Source organism: Paraburkholderia sediminicola (assembly GCF_046030555.1).
GTDB classification, from domain to species: Bacteria; Pseudomonadota; Gammaproteobacteria; order Burkholderiales; family Burkholderiaceae; genus Paraburkholderia; species Paraburkholderia sediminicola_E.
The window spans coordinates 116,075-136,692 of the sequence record NZ_JAQQCH010000007.1; the positions used below are offsets into that span (position 1 = coordinate 116,075).

Annotated in this window: 14 protein-coding genes; 9 read left to right on the forward strand and 5 right to left on the reverse strand. The window is 61.5% G+C overall.

The genetic code is table 11. From position 1 onward, the window contains the following. Positions 1 to 40: 40 nt before the first annotated feature. Positions 41 to 301, reverse strand: a complete 261-nt coding sequence (locus tag PQQ52_RS12835; RefSeq protein ID WP_408211297.1) for a hypothetical protein — start codon at positions 299 to 301, stop codon at positions 41 to 43. Positions 302 to 487: 186 nt separating this feature from the next. Here PQQ52_RS12835 and rimP point away from each other — a divergent pair, with 186 nt between their 5' ends. The 5 genes from rimP to truB all read left to right on the forward strand — a co-directional run bounded on the left by rimP (position 488) and on the right by truB (position 7,068). Continuing rightward, entirely contained in the window at positions 488 to 946 is a 459-nt protein-coding gene (gene rimP, locus PQQ52_RS12840) for a ribosome maturation factor RimP (protein WP_408211626.1), read from the forward strand. Beyond that, positions 943 to 2,418 (forward strand): transcription termination factor NusA, encoded by a 1,476-nt coding sequence (gene nusA, locus PQQ52_RS12845; RefSeq protein ID WP_168793450.1) that lies wholly within the window; start codon positions 943 to 945, stop codon positions 2,416 to 2,418. The genes rimP and nusA overlap by 4 nt, the downstream gene beginning before the upstream one ends. 94 nt (positions 2,419 to 2,512) lie before the next feature. Beyond that, positions 2,513 to 5,476, forward strand: a complete 2,964-nt coding sequence (infB, locus tag PQQ52_RS12850; protein ID WP_408211300.1) for a translation initiation factor IF-2 — start codon at positions 2,513 to 2,515, stop codon at positions 5,474 to 5,476. A 200-nt stretch (positions 5,477 to 5,676) separates the two neighbouring features. Next, on the forward strand, positions 5,677 to 6,042 hold the full coding sequence (gene rbfA / locus PQQ52_RS12855; RefSeq protein ID WP_054034654.1) for a 30S ribosome-binding factor RbfA: 366 nt from the start codon (positions 5,677 to 5,679) through the stop codon (positions 6,040 to 6,042). 90 nt (positions 6,043 to 6,132) lie between these two features. Then, positions 6,133 to 7,068 carry a tRNA pseudouridine(55) synthase TruB gene (gene truB, locus PQQ52_RS12860; protein ID WP_408211303.1) on the forward strand — a complete coding sequence of 312 codons (936 nt, stop codon included), beginning with the start codon at positions 6,133 to 6,135 and terminating at the stop codon, positions 7,066 to 7,068. 112 nt (positions 7,069 to 7,180) lie between these two features. On the opposite strand, the gene PQQ52_RS12865 is transcribed toward truB, so the two are convergent. From PQQ52_RS12865 to PQQ52_RS12880, 4 genes are all read right to left on the reverse strand, one after another. Further along, positions 7,181 to 8,743, reverse strand: a complete 1,563-nt coding sequence (locus PQQ52_RS12865; RefSeq protein ID WP_408211306.1) for a DHA2 family efflux MFS transporter permease subunit — start codon at positions 8,741 to 8,743, stop codon at positions 7,181 to 7,183. Positions 8,744 to 8,777: 34 nt separating this feature from the next. After that, positions 8,778 to 10,004: an EmrA/EmrK family multidrug efflux transporter periplasmic adaptor subunit gene (locus PQQ52_RS12870; protein WP_408211309.1), complete on the reverse strand. Its 1,227-nt coding sequence runs from the start codon at positions 10,002 to 10,004 to the stop codon at positions 8,778 to 8,780. A gap of 76 nt (positions 10,005 to 10,080) precedes the next feature. Then, a complete protein-coding gene (locus PQQ52_RS12875) occupies positions 10,081 to 11,589 on the reverse strand; it encodes an efflux transporter outer membrane subunit (RefSeq protein ID WP_408211312.1) in 1,509 nt (502 codons plus the stop codon). 49 nt (positions 11,590 to 11,638) lie between these two features. Then, on the reverse strand, positions 11,639 to 12,154 hold the full coding sequence (locus PQQ52_RS12880; RefSeq protein WP_408211315.1) for a MarR family winged helix-turn-helix transcriptional regulator: 516 nt from the start codon (positions 12,152 to 12,154) through the stop codon (positions 11,639 to 11,641). A gap of 318 nt (positions 12,155 to 12,472) precedes the next feature. Here PQQ52_RS12880 and typA point away from each other — a divergent pair, with 318 nt between their 5' ends. The 4 genes from typA to lpdA all read left to right on the forward strand — a co-directional run bounded on the left by typA (position 12,473) and on the right by lpdA (position 20,613). Continuing rightward, positions 12,473 to 14,299, forward strand: coding sequence for a translational GTPase TypA (typA, locus tag PQQ52_RS12885; RefSeq protein ID WP_408211317.1), 1,827 nt, complete (start codon positions 12,473 to 12,475; stop codon positions 14,297 to 14,299). Between the two features lie 446 nt (positions 14,300 to 14,745). Continuing rightward, entirely contained in the window at positions 14,746 to 17,607 is a 2,862-nt protein-coding gene (locus PQQ52_RS12890; RefSeq protein WP_408211320.1) for a 2-oxoglutarate dehydrogenase E1 component, read from the forward strand. A gap of 133 nt (positions 17,608 to 17,740) precedes the next feature. Beyond that, the gene (odhB, locus tag PQQ52_RS12895) at positions 17,741 to 19,036 is read left to right on the forward strand and encodes a 2-oxoglutarate dehydrogenase complex dihydrolipoyllysine-residue succinyltransferase (protein ID WP_408211323.1); all 1,296 of its coding nucleotides are present in this window, start codon (positions 17,741 to 17,743) and stop codon (positions 19,034 to 19,036) included. A 146-nt stretch (positions 19,037 to 19,182) separates the two neighbouring features. After that, positions 19,183 to 20,613 carry a dihydrolipoyl dehydrogenase gene (lpdA, locus tag PQQ52_RS12900; protein ID WP_408211326.1) on the forward strand — a complete coding sequence of 477 codons (1,431 nt, stop codon included), beginning with the start codon at positions 19,183 to 19,185 and terminating at the stop codon, positions 20,611 to 20,613. Positions 20,614 to 20,618: the final 5 nt, after the last annotated feature.

Below are 20,618 nucleotides of genomic sequence, written 5' to 3' on the forward strand. Positions count from 1 at the left end.
TGATCGTTCTTCAACGATTTACGGCTCATTACCGTCAGAATCAATCGACGAGTGCCGCGGTTTCATCTAACGCATAAAACCGCGGCGTGCGCATAAGTAGGGGCAGAGTTTCCGGGCCCTGCTTGTCCGGCGCCTGGTTGGGGCGGCGCGAGCCGCCTTGCAAAAGGCCCGGAGCGCCGTCATATCGTCGAAAGATTCCCATGAAATCAAGCTGAAATGCGCTTCGCGCCGCGTTCCACGGTTTGCGTTTGTCCCGAAAAATGGCTACAATCGCGAAGTCGCTGGGCGTGCGGCTTTTCATGTGCGGCTCAGGTGCGACCACCGGTAATAAGATGATGGGCGTTTAGCCCATTTTTTTTTGCCGCTCAGTTCCAGGTGGTTCGGCATCTCGGGTAGCACGAACGTGCGCCAGCTTGGCGCGCGGCCCGCATTGGTGTTTGCAGACAAACCCGGCAGGTCTCGCCGCGCGAACATCTTAGAGGGCACTGTGCAACTGACGGAACTGATTGAAACCACGGTCGTGGGACTCGGCTACGAGCTCGTCGATCTCGAGCGCACCGGGCGCGGCATGTTGTGCATTTATATCGACCAGCCGGCCGGCATTGCGATCGAAGATTGCGAGAAAGTCACGCGTCAGCTCCAGCACGTTCTGACAGTCGAAAATATCGATTACGAGCGGCTTGAAGTGTCGTCGCCGGGGCTCGACCGCCCGCTGAAAAAACTGCCGGATTTCGAACGCTTCGCAGGCAGCGAAGTGGTAATCACATTGAAAAAGCCATTAGACGGACGGAAATCGTACCGGGGCATCCTGCATGCTCCGCAAGGCGAGACGATCGGTTTGGAATTTGAAGGGAAGGAAGGCGCCGCGATGCTCGATTTCACCGTCGCGGATATCGATAAGGCACGCCTCGTTCCGAAAGTTGACTTTAGGAGCCGCAAACAATGAGTCGCGAAGTGTTGATGCTGGTGGATGCGCTGGCACGCGAGAAGAACGTCGATAAAGACGTGGTATTTGCCGCGCTCGAGGCGGCCCTCGCTTCGGCCTCCAAGAAACTCTTCGAAGAAGACGCGGATATTCGCGTCCAGATCGACCGTGAAAGCGGCGAGCACGAAACGTTTCGCCGCTGGAAAGTCGTGCCGGACGAAGCTGGCCTGCAAGAGCCGGATCAGGAAATCCTGCTATTCGAAGCGCGCGAACAGAAGCCGGAAATCCAGCTCGACGAGTTCATCGAAGAACCGGTGCCGTCGATCGAATTCGGCCGTATCGGCGCTCAGGCTGCCAAGCAGGTGATCCTGCAGAAGGTGCGCGACGCTGAACGCGAGCAGATCCTGAACGACTTCCTCGAGCGCGGCGAGCACATCATGACCGGCTCGGTGAAGCGCCTGGATAAGGGCAACTTCATCGTCGAAACCGGCCGCGTCGAAGCGCTGCTGCGCCGTGACCAGCTGATTCCGAAGGAAAACCTGCGCGTGGGTGACCGCGTGCGCGCCTACATCGCCAAGGTTGATCGCACCGCTCGCGGTCCGCAGATCGAGTTGTCGCGTACGGCGCCCGAATTCCTGATGAAGCTGTTCGAAATGGAAGTGCCGGAAATCGAACAGGGCTTGCTGGAAATCAAGGCGGCTGCCCGCGATCCGGGCGTGCGCGCCAAGATCGGCGTGGTCGCTTACGACAAGCGCATCGATCCGATCGGCACGTGCGTCGGTATCCGTGGTTCGCGCGTACAGGCCGTGCGCAATGAGCTGGGTGGCGAAAACGTCGACATCGTGCTATGGTCGGAAGATCCCGCTCAGTTTGTGATCGGCGCGCTCGCGCCGGCAGCCGTCCAGTCGATCGTCGTCGATGAAGAAAAGCATTCGATGGACGTCGTCGTAGACGAAAACGAACTGGCGGTCGCGATCGGCCGCAGCGGCCAGAACGTGCGTCTTGCCAGCGAACTCACCGGCTGGCAGATCAACATCATGACGCCGGACGAATCTGCGCAAAAGCAGAATCAGGAACGCGGCGTACTGCGCGACCTGTTCATGGCGCGTCTCGATGTCGACGAAGAAGTGGCCGACATCCTGATCGACGAAGGCTTTACGAGCCTCGAAGAGATCGCTTATGTGCCGCTCAACGAGATGCTCGAGATCGAAGCATTCGACGAAGACACCGTTCACGAACTGCGTAATCGCTCGCGCGATGCGTTGTTGACGTTGGCGATCGCGAATGAAGAAAAGGTCGAGAATGTTGCACTCGACCTGAAGAGCCTGGACGGCATGGATGCCGACCTGCTCGCCAAGCTTGCCGAACATCAGATCCAGACGCGCGACGAACTCGCCGAGCTGGCTGTGGATGAACTGGTCGAGATGACCGGAATGGAAGAGGATGCCGCTAAGGCGTTGATCATGAAAGCACGTGAACATTGGTTCCAGTGAGAAATGACCATGGCGCACTAAATTGACCGCGGCCGTTAGGCCGCATGACAAGATGCTAACCGCAAGGAATCGGTCCTTGCATTAAGAGGAATGAATGGCGAGTAACAACGTAGCCCAATTTGCCGCGGAACTGAAAATGCCTGCAGGCGTGCTCCTTGAGCAGCTTCAGGCAGCAGGCGTCACTAAAGCGAGCGAAGACGACAGCTTGTCCGAAACGGACAAGGCGCGTCTGCTCGACCACTTGCGCAAGTCTCACGGCTCGACTGATGCGGACAAGCGCAAGATCACGCTGACGAAACGGCATACGTCGGAGATCAAGCAATCCGACGCGACGGGCAAAGCTCGCACCATTCAGGTCGAGGTGCGTAAGAAGCGCACCTTCGTCCGCCGCGACGAAGCCGCCGGTGAAGGCGGTGATGCATCGAATCATGTGGCCGAGGCCGACGTCGACGATCTGGAACTCCAGCGCCGTGAAGAGGAAGCTCGTCACGAAGCCGAGCTGCTCGAAAAGCAGGCTCAGGAGTTGAAGGCGCGTCAGGAGCAGCTCGAGCGCGAAGAAGCGGAACGTCAGGCGCGCGAGCAGGCTGCTGAAGCCGAGCGCCGCCGTGCGGAAGAAGAAGCCGCGAAGAAGCGCGCGGCGGCTGCCGAAGCGGCTGCTCGCGAGCAGGCGCAAGTTGCAGAGCCGGCGCGGGCTGCCAAGGCGGCAACTGCGAAGGCTGAGCCGGTAGCGGCCAAGGCTGCGGAGCCGGCGGTTGCCAAGGAAAGCGAGCAGGAAGACGAGCGCGCCGCGGCAGAACGTGCTGCGCAACGCGAAGCGGCGAAGAAAGCGGAAGACGCAGCGCGTCAGGCCGCCGAGAAAACGCGCGCCGAGCAGGAAGAAATCAGCAAGCGCCGTGCGGCGGCAGAAGCCGAAGCGCGTGCGATTCGCGAAATGATGAACACGCCGCGCAAGGCGCAGGTCAAGGCGCCGGAACCGGCACCGAAGCCTGCTGAGCCAGCCAAGCCCGTGGAAGCCAAGGGCACGCTGCACAAGCCGGCGCGTCCGGCGGGTGAAGCGCCGGCACGTCCGGCAGCCAAGAAACCGGCTGCTGCGGCTCCGGCTGCAACGACCACACCATCGGCTGGTGACAAGAAGAAGCCGGGCGGTGGCAAGGGCGGCTGGCAGGACGACGCAGCGAAGCGCCGCGGTATCAAGACGCGTGGCGATTCGAGCGGCGGTGTGGATCGTGGCTGGCGCGGTGGCCCGAAGGGTCGCGGCAAGCATCAGGATCAGAACACCACGTTCCAGGCACCGACCGAACCGATCGTGCGTGAAGTGCACGTGCCGGAAACCATCACGGTCGCCGATCTGGCGCACAAGATGGCAGTGAAGGCCTCGGAAGTCATCAAGTCGATGATGAAGCTCGGCCAGATGGTCACGATCAACCAGATGCTGGACCAGGAAACGGCGATGATCATCGTCGAGGAATTGGGCCACCACGCGGTTGCGGCCAAGCTGGACGATCCGGAAGCGATGCTGGTCGAAGGCGAAATCACGGACGCAGAAGCACTGCCGCGTCCGCCGGTCGTCACGGTCATGGGTCACGTCGACCACGGCAAGACCTCGCTGCTCGACTACATCCGCCGCGCCAAGGTTGCAGCGGGTGAAGCGGGCGGGATTACGCAGCATATCGGCGCCTATCACGTCGAAACGCCGCGCGGTGTCATCACGTTCCTCGATACGCCGGGCCACGAAGCATTTACGGCCATGCGTGCTCGCGGTGCGAAGGCAACCGACATCGTGATTCTGGTGGTTGCGGCCGACGACGGCGTGATGCCGCAAACGAAGGAAGCAATTGCCCACGCGAAGGCAGGCGGCGTGCCGCTCGTCGTCGCGATCAACAAGATCGACAAGCCGGATGCGAATCCGGACCGCGTGAAGCAGGAACTCGTCGCGGAAGGCGTCGTGCCTGAAGAATACGGTGGCGATTCGCCGTTCGTGTCGGTGTCGGCTAAAACCGGCGCGGGTATCGACGAGCTGCTGGAAAACGTGCTGCTGCAAGCCGAAGTGCTGGAACTGAAGGCACCGGTCGAAGCACCGGCCAAGGGCCTCGTCATTGAAGCGAAGCTCGATAAGGGTAAGGGTCCGGTTGCAACGATCCTGGTCCAGTCGGGTACGCTGAACCGCGGCGACGTCGTGCTGGCAGGTAGCGCTTACGGTCGTGTGCGAGCCATGCTCGACGAAACCGGCAAGCCGACCAAGTCGGCCGGCCCGTCGATCCCGGTTGAAATTCAAGGTCTGTCTGAAGTGCCGCAAGCAGGCGAAGAAGTCATCGTCATGCCGGACGACCGCAAGGCGCGCGAAGTTGCGCTGTTCCGTCAAGGCAAGTTCCGCGACGTCAAGCTGGCCAAGCAACAGGCCGCGAAGCTCGAGAACATGCTGGAGCAGATGGGCGAAGGCGAAGTGGCGTACATGCCGCTCATCGTCAAGGCCGACGTGCAGGGTTCGCAGGAAGCTTTGGTCCAGTCGTTGCTCAAGCTGTCGACCGACGAAGTCCGCGTGCAGATCGTGCACGGCGCAGTCGGTGGCATCAGCGAGTCGGACGTCAACCTGGCTACGGCTTCGAAAGCGGTCATCATCGGCTTCAACACCCGTGCGGATGCACAGGCGCGCAAGCTGGCGGAAACCAACGGCGTCGATATTCGCTACTACAACATCATCTATGACGCAGTAGATGAAGTGAAGGCTGCGATGTCGGGCATGCTGGCACCGGAGAAGCGCGAAATCGTGACGGGTACGGTCGAAGTGCGTCAGGTCTTCAAGGTACCGAAGATTGGCGCGGTGGCTGGTTGTATGGTCACGGATGGTTTCGTCAAGCGCTCGTCGTCGGTGCGCGTGCTGCGCAACAACGTCGTCATCTTCACGGGCGAACTCGATTCGCTCAAGCGCTTCAAGGACGACGTCAAGGAAGTCCGTCAGGGCTTCGAGTGCGGTATGTCGATCAAGAACTTCAACGATATCGTCGAAGGCGATCAGTTCGAAGTCTTCGAAGTTACCGAAGTCGCGCGTACGCTGTAATTCACGCGGCATTGGCTCAACGGGCGGAGCGGGCTTAAGCGCCCGCTCCGCCCGTTGGTTTTTGGGCCTGAGCATTTGCGTATTGCGCCCCGCGGCGGTTAGCAGTCGCTATCAAGTAGCTCATTGCTGTAGAGCCATGAATCGCCACGGTTCGCGTGAACAACTTTATTGCATCCGTCAGAACGGAGCACACAAACACCATGCCTAAAAAACGTTCTTCCCCCAATCGCAATGTGCAGATCGCCGATCAGATCCAGCGCGACCTGTCCGAGCTGCTGCGCGAGGTCAAGGATCCGCGCATCGGCCTCGTCACGATTCAAAGCGTCGAGCTGACGCCCGACTACGCGCACGCGAAGGTCTACTTCACGACGCTGACCGGCGACCCGCAACAGACGCTCGAAGCGCTCAACCACGCGGCCGGCCATCTGCACAATCAGCTGTTCAAGCGCCTGCACATCCATACCGTGCCGACGCTGCATTTTCACTATGACCAGACGATCGAACGGGCCGTCGAAATGTCCCGTCTGATCGACGAGGCGAACGCCAATCGCGCGAAAGAAGACTGAGCGCGCCGCTCCGCGTTCGTGGCCGCAATGTCTCCGTTGCGGCTCTTTTAGCGCTGTTTCCGACCATTTCGAAGACCCTGTCTTTCTGACATGACCGTACCTCAACGCCCCCGCGTGCCGCGTCGCGCGCTCGACGGCGTGCTGCTGCTCGACAAGCCGCTCGGCCTGTCGAGCAACGACGCGCTGATTCGCGCGAAGCGTCTCTATTTGGCCAAAAAGGCCGGTCACACCGGCACGCTCGATCCACTCGCCACGGGTCTCTTGCCGCTGTGTTTCGGTGAAGCGACCAAGTTTTCGCAAGATCTGCTCGAGGCGGACAAGACCTATGAGGCGACCATGCGCCTCGGTATCCGCACGACCACCGGCGACGCTGAAGGCGAAGCAATCGATACGCGCAACGTGACATGCGATCAGGCCGCAGTCCAGGCGGCGATGCAGAATTTTCTCGGCGATATCGTCCAGGTTCCGCCGATGTATTCGGCGCTCAAGCGCGACGGCAAGCCGTTGTACGAATATGCGCGCGCCGGTCAGACGGTCGAGCGGGAAGGGCGTCAGGTGACGATTCACGCGCTTGAAATGCTTGCCTGTGCGTTGCCCGACGTGACGTTTCGCGTGACGTGCAGCAAAGGTACGTATGTGCGCACGCTAGCCGAGGATATCGGCGAAGCGCTTGGTTGTGGCGCACATCTGGTGGCATTGCGGCGTACCGGCGTTGGCGCACTGACGCTCGAGAATTCGGTGACACTCGACGCGTTGTCCGATGCGACCGATAGCGAGCGTGATAATTGGTTGCAGCCGGTCGATGCATTGCTGTCCACATTCCCGCTTGTCGAACTGGATGAAGACGCGACCCGTCGCTTCCTGCATGGTCAACGTCTGAAGCTCTCCGAGTTGACCATCGTCGGTGATGCGGTGAATGCGCCGCGCGTGAGAGTGTATGCCGCGGAAGGCCGCCTGCTAGGCGTCGCAAAGCAAGGCGAGGGCGTATTGGCGCCCGAGCGGCTGGTGGTCACGGCAGCGAGCTAGGCCGAGCGCATCGGCATTTGCGCAGCACCAGCAACGAAAAAGGCGGGACCGCTATCGAGCGGTCCCGCCTTTTTCCTATCTACAGCCCGCTTTGCGAACTGAAGCGAAAGCCTCAATGCGCCGCAGCAGCCGCCGCACCCGCATCACCACCGGCGCGTTCCGGCTTTGCCATCCAGATCAGCGCGATCAGCGCGACAAAGATCCCCGCCGATACAAAAAACAGATCGTTCACGCCTAACTGCGCGGCCTGCTGCGTAGCCATCGTATTGAACAGACCGTACGCCTGCGGCTGACTGAAGCCCGCCGCGCCCATCTGTCGGATCGACTGATCGAACACTGGGTTGTACGCGCTCGCCTGTTCGGCCAGTTGCGCGTGATGCATGATGGTGCGGTGATCCCATGCGGTCTGGAAAATCGACGTGCCAATACCGCCGCACATGATCCGCACGAAATTCGACAAGCCCGACGCAGCCGGAATCCGGTTGCCTGGCAAACCCGATAGCGTGATCGACACCAGCGGGATGAAGAACCCGGCCATGCCGATCCCCTGAATCAACGTGGGTAGCAGCAGCGAATAAGTATCGACGCCGGTCGTGTAACGTGAGCGCATCCAGAAACACAGCGCGAACACGAGGAACGACAAGGTCGCGATATAGCGCGGATCGGTACGCGGCAACACCTTGCCGGTAATTGGCGACAGCAGCACCGCGAACAGGCCGACCGGCGCCATCACGAGACCCGCTTCGGTGGCGGTGTAGCCAATATCGGTTTGCAGCCACAGCGGCAACAACACGAGGTTGCCGAAGTAGAGCCCGTAGCCGATCGAAAGCGCGATCGTGCCGCTCGTAAAATTGCGCCGGCTAAAGAGCGATAGATCGACCACCGGATGCTCGGCCGTCAATTCCCACACAATGAAGAACGCGAGCGAAATTACCGCGACCAGCGCCAGCACCACGATGGTGGTCGACGAGAACCAGTCGAGGTCCTTGCCCTTATCGAGCATCACCTGCAACGAGCCAACCCAGAGAATCAGCAGACCGAGACCGACGCCGTCGATAGGCGCCTTTCTGATGACCGAATCGCGGTTGCGGAAGATCGTCCACGTCGCAATGGCGGCAATCGCGCCGACCGGGATGTTGACGTAGAAGATCCATGGCCACGAGATGTTGTCGGAGATCCAGCCCCCGAGAATCGGCCCCGCCACCGGGGCGATCAGCGTAGTCATCGCCCACATCGATAAAGCCATCGGCGCCTTGGCGCGTGGATAGCTCGCGAGCAGCAGCGTTTGCGACAGCGGAATCATCGGGCCGGCCACGGCGCCTTGCAGCACGCGCGAGGCGAGCAGGAATGGCAGGGTGGGTGCGAGGCCGCACAGCCACGACGAGATCACGAAAAGAATGATCGACGCCATGAACAGGCGAACCTGGCCGATACGGTCGGTAAGCCAGCCGGTCAGCGGCACGGAGATCGCGTTCGCCACAGCGAACGACGTGATGACCCACGTGCCCTGGTCGGACGACACACCGAGGTCGCCCGAAATGGACGGGATCGACACATTCGCAATCGACGTGTCGAGCACGTTCATAAAAACGGCGAGCGACACCGCGATGGTGCCGATCACCAGTTGCGCGCCCTCGAGCGGCGGATGAGGGACTTGCGCCTGAGCCTGAGCCATTAATCAAAAAACCTTATATGAATCGTCGCGCCGCTTACATCAACTTCGCAGCGGGCTTCACGGCGCCGGCTTGAGCCGACTTCTGCGAGCCACCGTTTGGACCGGCGTTTTCCGAGATGATACGAGCGATTTCCGCGTCGGCCTGGTCGCCGTATTTCTCGAACACGTTGGTCTGATAGACCGTGTTCGGCGCGTTGCCGAGTTGGCCGCCGTTGTCATCCTTGATGGTCACGTCGGCTTGCATCGACAGGCCGATGCGCAGCGGATGCTTTTCAAGTTCTTGCGGGTCGAGGGCGATCCGCACGGGCAGGCGCTGCACCACCTTGATCCAGTTGCCGGTTGCGTTCTGCGCGGGCAGCAGTGAGAACGCCGAACCCGTGCCCGCCGAGAAGCCGACCACCTTGCCGTGGAACACCACCGACGAGCCGTACACGTCGGCCGTCAGTTCGACCGGCTGGCCAATGCGCATGTGCTTCAGCTGCACTTCCTTGAAGTTCGCATCGACCCATACGCCGCCCAGCGGCACGATGGCCATCAGCGGGGTGCCCGGTGAGACGCGCTGGCCGACCTGCACCGAGCGCTTCGCGACGTAACCCGTGACCGGCGCCGGCAGGTTGTTACGCGCGTTGTTCAGGTACGCGTCGCGGACCTTCGCGGCGGCAGCCTGCACGTTGGGGTGATCCGCGATCGTGGTGTTCGCGGTCAGCGCGCGGTTCGACGCCAGTTGTTGCTGGGCGGCATCGACAGAGGCTTGCGCGCTCTTCACGGCGTCGCGGGCATGCGAGATTTCTTCCAGCGACACGGCGCCTGTTTGCGCGACCGCCAGGCGACGCTTCAGGTCGTCCTGCGCGCGCGACAGATCGGACTGACGCTGGGCAACTTGCGCCTGATACTGGTTGTCGTCGGCGAACAGGCCGCGCACCTGGCGCACCGTCTGCGCGAGGTTCGCTTCGGCTTGTTCGAGCGCGACGCGCGCGTCGGCCGGATCGAGTACGACGAGCGGGTCGCCGGCCTTCACCGTTTGCGTGTCGTCCGCGTTCACGGCGACAACCGTGCCGGTGACTTGCGGCGTGATCTGTACGACGTTGCCGTTCACATACGCGTCGTCGGTGTCTTCATGGAAGCGTGCGTCGAGGAAGTAGTAAAGGCCATAGGCGACCGCGGCGATCAGGATCACGATGACGAGCAGCGTCATCATGCGCTTGCGTTTGCCGTTGTTCGCCGGTTGTGCGGGGGCCGCGGGCTGCTGGGGGGTGCTCATTGATGTGCTCCGGTTTCTCTCAAGCGTCGTCGTTTATTCGGATGTTCGTGCGGGTGCGGCTCGCGTCGATATGGCTTCAGTTTGCAGCGGCGGTCGCGGCAGCGGCCGATGCCGGAGCATCGGTCGGCACCACGAGGCCGGTCTGCGTTCCATCGAAACCGCCGCCGAGCGCCTTGATGAGGCCGATCTGCATATCGCGGCGGCGCATCTTGAGGCCCGTTACCGTCTGTTCCGCGCTAAGGCGGTTCTGGTCGGCGGTCAATACTTGCAACTGCGGCGACAAACCGGCCTTGTAGCGGATCACCGCCAGCTGATAGGCCTTGGTCGACGCGTCGAGCGCGCGCTGGGCGTCGCCCGATTGCTGGTCGATCGAACGGATCGACGACACTTGCGTCGCGACGTCCGAGAGGGCACTGATCAACGTCTGGTTGTAGTTCGCCACATCGAGGTCGAAGTCCGCGTAGCGGCCCTTCAACTGCGAGCGCAGTGCGCCGGCGTCGAAGATCGGCAGGTGAATTGCCGGGCCGAGTTGCATCTGGCGACTGCCCGACTTAAGGAAACGGCCCCAGCCGAACGCATCGAAACCAATGCCGGCGGCGAGGTTGATGTCCGGGAAGAATTCCGCTTTCGCTTCCTTCACGTCATGCATCGCGGCTTCCACTTGCCAGCGCGCGGCGACGATATCCGCGCGGCGTGCCACGAGGTCGGCCGGCAGGTTGTCCGGCAGCACTACCGCGTCGCCGGTGGTCAGGACCGGCTTGGCGATCTGCAGGCCACGATCCGGACCCTTGCCGAGCAGCGCGCCCAACTGATAGCGCACCACGGTGATCTGGCCGTCGAGATCCGTCAAATTCGACTGGCTGGTCGCGATGTTGCCGTTCGCGGTTTGCCGTTCCACGTTGGTATCGAGCCCGGCGGTCACGCGGCCGTTGGTGATGCGGCCGATATCCTGGCGGTTGGCGATTTCGCGCGCGGCGATGTCGCGGTACGCGTACAACTGCGCAAGCTGGTTGTACGTGCTCGCCACGGACGCAGCGAGCGTCACGCGTGCCTGCTGCATGTCGGCTTCAGCCGCCTTTTCCTGCGACACGGCCTGGCCCAGACGCTGGCGGTTCTTGCCCCACAGGTCCAGATCCCACGACGCGCTCGCCAGCACGTTGTTCTCGCTATACCAGGTGCCGCCGTACGGAGGCGGGTAGAGCGCGTTGCCCGAGAACAGTTCGCGGGTCCAGGAATAGCTGCCGTTGACCTTCGGGTACAGCGCCGAGCGCGAGCTTTCAATGTATGACGAAGCCTTGGCGAGGCGGGCCTGAGCCTGTGCGATCGAGGGGCTGCCTTCCAGCGCTTCCGCGATCAGCTTGGGCAACTGCGGGTCGCCGAACTGGTTGGCCCAGTCGAGCGACGGCCATTGGCCGCCCTGGCCGGACAGACTCTGCGTGGACTCGTACTGAGCCGGCGACGAGATCTGCTTGTCGCTCTTCATGCCGAAGTAGTTCGCGCACCCCGTGAGGGCGAGCGCCGTCACCGCGGCGGCGACAGCGGCCCGGCTCGAAAGCGCGGGCGCGGACAGGGAAAGGGATTTCATCGCTCGACTCTTTGAGTGGAATGTAATGATGGACACTGCAAGCAATTTATTACGATTTGCTGTCAAAATTGCTTGTTGCATCACGGGTTAGTCCCGTTTGTTCACCGGAATTGACGAGTACACGGCGCAGCATGCTCTTCAGGAAACCGACTTCCTCAGGGGTGAAACCTCCCAGCAGGTTGTCCAGCACGCCGTTGAAAATAGCGGGCATTTTTGCCGCGATCGCATGACCTTCCGGTGTCAGCGCGAGTCGCACAACCCGCCGGTCTTCGTTACTGCGCACCCTCGTCAGCAGGCCACGCTTCTCCAGCCGGTCGACCAGACGGGTGACGGCGCTTGCGTCAATGCCGTATTCACGCGCCAGCTCGGCCGCCAGCAGACACTTGCCGCTCGCCACCATGAACAGGATGCTGCCTTGCTGGCTGGTGATGCCCAGTTCAGCCATGCTGCGCTGCGTGACCAGGTTGGACATGGTCGATTTCACCCGCGAGATCAGATAGCCGACGCTTTCGCCTAGCTGGTACTCACTGAGATCAGGCGTGGGGGTAGAGGACGGCTCCGTCATGATTCTCGTGCGAATGCAATGGTTGACTAGGCAGGATTATAGGGGGCGGTTGATTGACGCGGCAAGCGTTATTACAGCTTAGGCAAGGAACTTTTCCAGCTCAAGGCAGAATGCGCGCGGCTTTGCGTAGGGTGTTGCCGGTGCGGACGAGGCCTATTTCTGATGCCCCACTGCAGGAAAAACAGTGGGCCTATCAGGGAATACCAGAAAGCTTCATTTCGCCGTGCTATAATGTTGGGTTCCCAAAGGTGCGCTTTGGGCTTTGTTGGCTTCATACACAATGCTGCTGCTGGCGCACTCAACTGTCTCCAGGTTCCTATGACTCGCGCCCTACGCAATATCGCCATCATCGCCCACGTCGACCACGGCAAGACCACGCTCGTCGACCAGCTCCTCCGCCAGACGGCCACGTTCCGCGACAACCAGCAGGTTATCGAGCGCGTGATGGACTCGAACGACATCGAAAAGGAACGTGGCATCACGATTCTTTCGAAGAACTGCGCGGTCGAGTACGAAGGCACGCACATCAACATCGTCGACACGCCGGGCCACGCCGACTTCGGCGGTGAAGTGGAGCGTGTGCTGTCGATGGTCGACTCGGTGCTGCTGCTGGTCGATGCAGTCGAAGGCCCGATGCCGCAAACGCGCTTCGTGACCAAGAAGGCGCTGGCGCTCGGCCTCAAGCCGATCGTCGTGATCAATAAGGTTGACCGGCCGGGCGCGCGGATCGACTGGGTGATCAACCAGACGTTTGACCTGTTCGACAAGCTGGGCGCAACTGATGAACAACTCGACTTCCCGATCGTCTATGCATCGGGTCTGAATGGCTACGCCGGTCTGACGCCGGACGTGCGCGAAGGCGACATGCGTCCGCTGTTCGACGCCGTGCTGGAACACGTTCCGGTCCGCCCGGCCGATCCGGAAGGTCCGCTGCAACTGCAGATCACGTCCCTCGACTACTCGTCGTACGTCGGCCGTATCGGCGTGGGCCGTATCACGCGCGGCCGTATCAAGCCGGGCATGGCGGTGGCCGTGCGTTCGGGTCCGGACGGTGCGATTCTGAACCGCAAGATCAACCAGGTGCTGTCGTTCAAGGGTCTTGAGCGCGTGCAGGTTGAGTCGGCTGAAGCCGGCGACATCGTGCTGATCAACGGTATCGAAGAAATCGGTATCGGCGTGACCATTTGCGCTCCGGAACAACCGGAAGCGCTGCCCATGATCACGGTTGACGAGCCGACCCTCACGATGAACTTCCTCGTGAATTCGTCGCCGCTGGCCGGCCGCGAAGGCAAGTTCGTCACGAGCCGTCAGATCCGCGACCGCCTGATGAAGGAACTGAACCACAACGTCGCGCTGCGCGTGAAAGAAACGGGCGACGAAACCACGTTCGAAGTGGCAGGCCGCGGCGAGCTGCACCTGACCATTCTGGTCGAAAACATGCGCCGTGAAGGCTACGAGTTGGCCGTGTCGCGTCCGCGCGTGGTGATGACGGAAGTCGACGGCGTGAAGCACGAGCCGTATGAAAACCTGACGGTCGACATGGAAGACGGCCACCAGGGCGGCGTGATGGAAGAGCTGGGTCGCCGCAAGGGCGAAATGCTCGACATGGCGTCGGACGGCCGCGGCCGGACGCGTCTCGAGTACCGTATTTCGGCGCGTGGCCTGATCGGCTTCCAGGGCGAATTCTTGACGCTGACGCGCGGCACGGGCCTGATGAGCCACACGTTCGACTCGTATCAGCCGGTCAGGGAAGGTGGTGTCGGCGAGCGTCGCAACGGCGTGCTGATTTCGCAGGACGACGGCGCGGCAGTCGCGTACGCACTGTGGAAGCTGCAGGACCGTGGCCGTATGTTCGTGTCGCCGGGCGAGCCGCTGTACGAAGGCATGATCATCGGCATTCACAGCCGTGACAACGATCTGGTCGTGAACCCGATCAAGGGTAAGCAACTGACCAACGTGCGTTCGTCGGGTACGGACGAAGCGGTGCGCCTCGTGCCGCCGATCCAGATGTCGCTGGAATACGCGGTCGAATTCATCGACGACGACGAACTGGTCGAAGTCACGCCGCAATCCATTCGTCTGCGCAAGCGTTACCTGAAGGAACATGAGCGTCGCAGCGCCAGCCGTAAGGGCGCAGTGGACTAAATCGGCACCGGCCCACGGGGCGCGATGTCAGGCAAAAGCCACCTCCGGGTGGCTTTTGCCATTTCTGGCTCCTGTGGCGTCCGGGGCGCGGCGGCCGATAGTTTGCGCCCGCTCCTGCGGACCGCCTGCAGCCGTTGGGTGCAGTTGTTCGCGGTTGGTGTTCCGCTTGTTCCCGTCTGTTCCCGTCTGTTCCCGTTTGTCCCCGTTTCTCGCAGAAGACTGTTGCGAATGCTGGTAATGCCGCTGAAAGCCCGTCGCGACGGGCTCGAGCGGCAATCTGTCTGCTATCTGCACTATCCGTTCTGTGATATGCTCCCCGGGTGCAAAGTTTTAGGTCCTTCCAAGCAAGACTTGATTCGCGCAATCCGCCAAACGGTCAGGCCGTGTCGCGGAAGGTTCTGTAACCCGCTATTTCTCGAGAAACTCGAAGAAAGGTGAGCGTAAAAATGATGAAGCAATTCCAGTCGAACTCCTATCTGTTCGGCGGCAATGCTCCGTACGTAGAAGAAATGTACGAAGCGTATCTCGACAATCCGGCGTCAGTGCCCGAGAACTGGCGCAGCTATTTCGACGCGTTGCAGAACGTCCCTGCATCGGATGGCAGCAATGCCAACGACGTGGCCCACGGCCCGATCGTCGAATCGTTTGCGCAACGGGCCAAGGCTAATGCCTTTATCCCGCGCACGGCGGCTGGCGGCGAAGATCTCGCTACCTCCCGCAAGCAGGTCTATGTGCAGTCCCTCATCGGCGCATATCGCTTCCTCGGCTCGCAATGGGCCAATCTCGATCCCCTGAAGCGCCGCGAACGTCCCGCTATCCCCGAACTTGAACCCGCGTTCTACGACTTCACCGAAGCCGACATGGACCAGGAGTTCAGCGCAACGAATCTGTATTTCGGGTTCGAGCGCGCTTCGCTGCGCGAGATCGTCAAGGCCCTGCGTGACACGTACTGCGGCACGATCGGCGCCGAGTACATGTACATCAGCGATCCGGAACAGAAGCGCTGGTGGAAAGAGAAGCTCGAGTCGATCCGTTCGACGCCGAACTTCTCCAATGACAAGAAGAAACACATTCTGAATCGCCTGACGGCCGCTGAAGGCCTCGAGCGCTTCCTGCACACCAAGTACGTCGGCCAGAAACGCTTCTCGCTCGAAGGCGGCGAAAGCTTCATCGCGTCGATGGACGAAGTCGTGCGTCATGGTGGCGCCAACGGCGTCCAGGAAATCATCATCGGCATGGCTCACCGTGGCCGTCTGAACGTCCTCGTGAACACGCTCGGCAAGATGCCGGCGGACCTGTTCGCCGAGTTCGAGGGCAAGCACGTCGACGACCTGCCGGCCGGTGACGTGAAGTACCACAAGGGTTTCTCGTCGGACGTCTCGACCGACGGCGGCCCGGTTCACCTGTCGCTCGCATTCAACCCGTCGCACCTTGAAATCGTCAACCCGGTGGTGGAAGGGTCGTCGAAGGCGCGGATGGACCGTCGCGGTGACGAAAGCGGCCTGCAAGTGTTGCCCGTGCAGATCCACGGCGACGCGGCCTTCGCAGGCCAGGGCGTCGTGATGGAAACGCTGAACCTCGCGCAAACGCGCGGTTACGGCACGCACGGCACGCTGCACATCGTCATCAACAACCAGATCGGCTTCACCACGTCGGACCCGCGCGACTCGCGCTCCACGTTGTACTGCTCGGACGTCGTCAAGATGATCGAAGCGCCGGTGCTGCACGTGAACGGTGACGATCCTGAAGCGGTCGTGCTGGCTACGCAGCTGGCCATCGACTTCCGCATGCAGTTCCATAAGGACGTCGTCGTCGACATCGTCTGCTTCCGCAAGCTGGGTCACAACGAGCAGGACACGCCGGCTGTTACGCAGCCGCTGATGTACAAGACGATTGCGAAGCACCCAGGCACGCGCGCACTGTACGCCGAAAAGCTGGTGCAACAGGGCGTCATCACCGCGGAAGAAGGCGACGAGTTCGTCAAGGCCTACCGCAAGGCGATGGACGAAGGTCATCACACGGTCGACCCGGTGCTCTCGAACTACAAGAGCAAGTACGCGGTGGATTGGGTTCCGTTCCTGAACCGCAAGTGGACCGACGCAGCCGACACGGCAGTGCCGCTCGCCGAGTTGAAGCGCCTTGCTGAGCGCGTCACCACGATTCCGGAAAACTTCAAGGTTCACCCGCTGGTCGAGCGCGTCATCAACGACCGTCGCGCGATGGGCCGTGGCGAAACGAAGCTCGACTGGGGCATGGGCGAACACCTGGCATTCGCGTCGCTGGTCGCGTCGGGCTACGCAGTGCGCCTGACCGGTCAGGACTCGGGCCGCGGCACGTTCACGCACCGTCACGCGGTGCTGCACGATCAGAACCGCGAACGCTGGAACGACGGCACCTATGTGCCGCTGCAGAACATCGCCGAAGGTCAGGCGAAGTTCACGGTGATCGACTCGGTGCTGTCGGAAGAAGCGGTGCTGGGCTTCGAATACGGTTACTCGACCGCTGAACCGAATACGTTCGTTGCGTGGGAAGCGCAGTTCGGCGACTTCGTGAACGGCGCGCAGGTCGTGATCGACCAGTTCATCTCGTCGGGCGAAGTGAAGTGGGGCCGCGTCTCGGGTCTCACGATGCTGCTGCCGCACGGCTATGAGGGTCAAGGTCCGGAGCACTCGTCGGCACGTATCGAGCGTTTCCTGCAACTGTGCGCAGACCACAACATGCAGGTCGTTCAGCCGACCACGCCGGCGCAGATTTTCCACCTGTTGCGCCGTCAGATGATCCGCCTGTTCAGGAAGCCGCTGATCGTCGCTACGCCGAAGTCGCTGCTGCGCCACAAGGAAGCCGTGTCGGATCTGTCCGAACTGGCGAAGGGCGCGTTCCAGCCGATCATCGGCGAAATCGACGAAGCGATCGAAGCGAAGAAGGTCAAGCGCGTCGTGGCCTGCTCGGGCCGCGTGTACTACGACCTGTTGGCGCATCGCCGTGAATCGAAGTCGAACGACGTCGCGATCATCCGTATCGAACAGCTCTATCCGTTCGCGCACAAGCAGTTCGAAGCGGAAATGAAGAAGTACGACAACGCGACTGAAGTGGTCTGGGTGCAGGACGAGCCGCAGAATCAAGGCCCGTGGTTCTATATCGAGCACCACCTGAAGGAAGGCATGAAGGAAGGGCAGAAGCTGGCATACAGCGGCCGTCCGGCTTCGGCCTCGCCGGCAGTCGGCTACTACGCGAAGCACTACGAGCAGCAGAAGGCGCTGATCGAAGGCGCTTTCGGCCGCCTCAAGAGCGCGTCGATCGCTAAATAAACACTAGAGCCGAACCGGGAAAGCGCAGGGCGCTTTCCCGTGCCGCGTCTGAAAGATCATTCGCGGCATTCGAGGTTCGCAGGCGGTCGTCGTTCACTGCGCCGTCACCCGATACGTATTCAGGATATTCATAATGGCTATTGTTGAAGTCAAGGTTCCCCAGCTTTCCGAGTCGGTCTCGGAAGCCACGATGCTGCAGTGGAAGAAGAAGCCCGGCGAGGCTGTTGCACAAGACGAAATTCTCATCGAAATCGAGACCGACAAGGTCGTGCTCGAAGTGCCGGCGCCCTCCGCTGGCGTGCTCGCACAAGTGATCTCGAACGACGGCGACATTGTCGTCGCGGATCAGGTGATCGCCAAGATCGACACCGAAGGCACGGCAAGCGCCGCTGCTGTCGAAGCCGAAGTGAAGCCGGCACCTGCCGCCACACCGGCACCCGCCGCCACACCGGCACCGGCTGCTGCACCGGCCGCTCAGGCTGCATCCGCGACGGGTGCGAACACCGCAGCTTCGCCGGCTGCCGGCAAGCTGATGGCCGAGAAGGGCCTGGCCTCGGGCGACGTCGCCGGCACGGGCCGCGACGGCCGCATCACCAAGGGTGACGTGCTGACCGCGGGCGCACCGGCTGCCAAGGCTGCTGCGCCGGCACCGGCTGCCGCACCGAAGGCTGCCAAGCCGTCGCTGCCAGACGTCAAGGCGCCGGCATCGGCCGACCAGTGGCTGAAGGACCGTCCGGAACAACGCGTGCCGATGTCGCGTCTGCGTGCGCGTATCGCCGAGCGTCTGCTCGAGTCGCAGCAAACCAACGCCATCCTCACCACGTTCAACGAAGTGAACATGGCGCCGGTGATGGACCTGCGCAACAAGTACAAAGACAAGTTCGAAAAGGAACATGGCGTGAAGCTGGGCTTCATGTCGTTCTTCGTGAAGGCGGCTGTTCACGCGCTGAAGAAATACCCGCTCGTCAACGCGTCGATCGACGGTAACGACATCGTCTATCACGGTTACTTCGACATCGGTATCGCGGTCGGTTCGCCGCGTGGCCTGGTGGTGCCGATCCTGCGTAACGCAGATCAGCTGAGCCTCGCCGAAATCGAGAAGAAGATTGCAGAATTCGGCCAGAAGGCTAAAGACGGCAAGCTGTCGATCGAAGAAATGACCGGCGGTACGTTCTCGATTTCGAACGGTGGTGTGTTCGGTTCGATGCTGTCGACCCCGATTATCAATCCGCCGCAATCCGCCATTCTGGGTGTGCACGCCACGAAGGAACGCGCTGTGGTCGAAAACGGCCAGATCGTGATCCGCCCGATGAACTACCTGGCGCTGTCGTACGACCATCGGATCATCGACGGTCGCGAAGCGGTGCTGTCGCTGGTCGCGATGAAGGATGCGCTGGAAGACCCGGCGCGCCTGTTGCTCGACCTGTAAGCGTCGGTACGGCAAAGACGCCGGCTTGTGATCGCACGAGCCGGCGCCATATAAAGCAAGCCGCAAGCATCTAGCACTCCGTAGTACTGGAGCGACGCGCGCCGCGAAGCGTGGCCGTGCGTTGCTCCGTCATCAAAAGGATTGTCATGTCCAAAGAATTTGACGTCGTCGTGATCGGCGCAGGCCCCGGCGGTTATATCGCCGCTATCCGCGCAGCGCAGCTCGGCAAGACCGTCGCATGTATCGAGAAGTGGAAGAACCCGGCTGGCGCGCTGAAGCTCGGCGGCACCTGCCTGAACGTGGGTTGCATTCCGTCGAAGGCGCTGCTTGCGTCGTCGGAAGAATTTGAAAACGCGTCGCATCACCTCGCTGACCACGGCATCAGTGTGGAAAACGTGAAGGTCGATATCGCGAAGATGCTGGCCCGCAAGGAAGGCATCGTCGAAAAGATGACCAAGGGCATTGAATTCCTGTTCCGCAAGAACAAGATCACGTGGCTCAAGGGCCATGGCAAGTTCACCGGCAAGACGGACGCCGGCGTGCAGATCGAAGTCAGCGGCGAAGGCGAAACCGAAGTGGTCACGGCAAAGAACGTGATCATCGCGACGGGTTCGAAGGCGCGCCACCTGCCGAACATTCCGGTTGACAACAAGATTGTTGCCGACAACGAAGGCGCACTGACGTTTGACTCCGTGCCGAAGAAACTGGCCGTGATCGGCGCAGGCGTGATTGGTCTGGAACTCGGCTCGGTGTGGCGCCGTCTGGGCTCGGACGTGACCGTGCTCGAAGCGCTGCCGGAATTCCTCGGTGCTGCCGATCAGGCGCTGGCTAAAGAAGCCGCCAAGCAATTCAAGAAGCAAGGTCTGGACATCCACGTCGGCGTGAAGGTCGGCGAAGTGAAGACGACCGACAAGAGCGTGACGATCGCCTACACGGACAAGGACGGCAACGCGCAAACGCTCGAAGCCGACCGCCTGATCGTGTCGATCGGCCGTGTGCCGAACACCGACAACCTCGGTCTCGAAGCCATCGGCCTGAAGGCGAACGAGCGTGGTTTCATCGACGTCGACGACCACTGCGCGACGGCTGTGCCGAGCGTGTACGCAATCGGCGACGTGGTGCGTGGTCCGATGCTCGCGCACAAGGCTGAAGACGAAGGCGTGATGGTGGCCGAAATCATCGACGGTCAGAAGCCGCATATCGACTACAACTGCATTCCGTGGGTGATCTACACCGAACCGGAAATCGCGTGGGTCGGCAAGACTGAGCAGCAACTGAAGGCCGAAGGCCGCGAAGTCAAGACGGGCCAGTTCCCGTTCATGGCGAACGGCCGCGCGCTGGGCATCAACAAGGCGGATGGTTTCGTCAAGATGATCGCCGACGCGAAGACCGACGAACTGCTGGGTGTGCACATCATCTCTGCCAACGCATCGGACCTGATCGCGGAAGCCGTGGTGGCGATGGAATTCAAGGCGGCGTCGGAAGACATCGGCCGCATTTGCCATCCGCACCCGTCGCTGTCGGAAGTCATGCGCGAAGCGGCTCTGGCCGTGGACAAGCGCGCGCTGAACATGTAATCACG

Excerpts from the sequence above, each read along its gene's own strand:
- PQQ52_RS12835 (WP_408211297.1), bottom strand. The coding sequence starts at position 301 with ATGAAAAGCCGCACGCCCAGCGACTTCGCGATTGTAGCCATTTTTCGG.
- nusA (WP_168793450.1), top strand. The coding sequence starts at position 943 with ATGAGTCGCGAAGTGTTGATGCTGGTGGATGCGCTGGCACGCGAGAAG.
- infB (WP_408211300.1), top strand. The coding sequence starts at position 2,513 with ATGGCGAGTAACAACGTAGCCCAATTTGCCGCGGAACTGAAAATGCCT.
- rbfA (WP_054034654.1), top strand. The coding sequence starts at position 5,677 with ATGCCTAAAAAACGTTCTTCCCCCAATCGCAATGTGCAGATCGCCGAT.
- truB (WP_408211303.1), top strand. The coding sequence starts at position 6,133 with ATGACCGTACCTCAACGCCCCCGCGTGCCGCGTCGCGCGCTCGACGGC.
- PQQ52_RS12865 (WP_408211306.1), bottom strand. The coding sequence starts at position 8,743 with ATGGCTCAGGCTCAGGCGCAAGTCCCTCATCCGCCGCTCGAGGGCGCG.
- PQQ52_RS12870 (WP_408211309.1), bottom strand. The coding sequence starts at position 10,004 with ATGAGCACCCCCCAGCAGCCCGCGGCCCCCGCACAACCGGCGAACAAC.
- PQQ52_RS12875 (WP_408211312.1), bottom strand. The coding sequence starts at position 11,589 with ATGAAATCCCTTTCCCTGTCCGCGCCCGCGCTTTCGAGCCGGGCCGCT.
- PQQ52_RS12880 (WP_408211315.1), bottom strand. The coding sequence starts at position 12,154 with ATGACGGAGCCGTCCTCTACCCCCACGCCTGATCTCAGTGAGTACCAG.
- typA (WP_408211317.1), top strand. The coding sequence starts at position 12,473 with ATGACTCGCGCCCTACGCAATATCGCCATCATCGCCCACGTCGACCAC.
- PQQ52_RS12890 (WP_408211320.1), top strand. The coding sequence starts at position 14,746 with ATGATGAAGCAATTCCAGTCGAACTCCTATCTGTTCGGCGGCAATGCT.
- odhB (WP_408211323.1), top strand. The coding sequence starts at position 17,741 with ATGGCTATTGTTGAAGTCAAGGTTCCCCAGCTTTCCGAGTCGGTCTCG.
- lpdA (WP_408211326.1), top strand. The coding sequence starts at position 19,183 with ATGTCCAAAGAATTTGACGTCGTCGTGATCGGCGCAGGCCCCGGCGGT.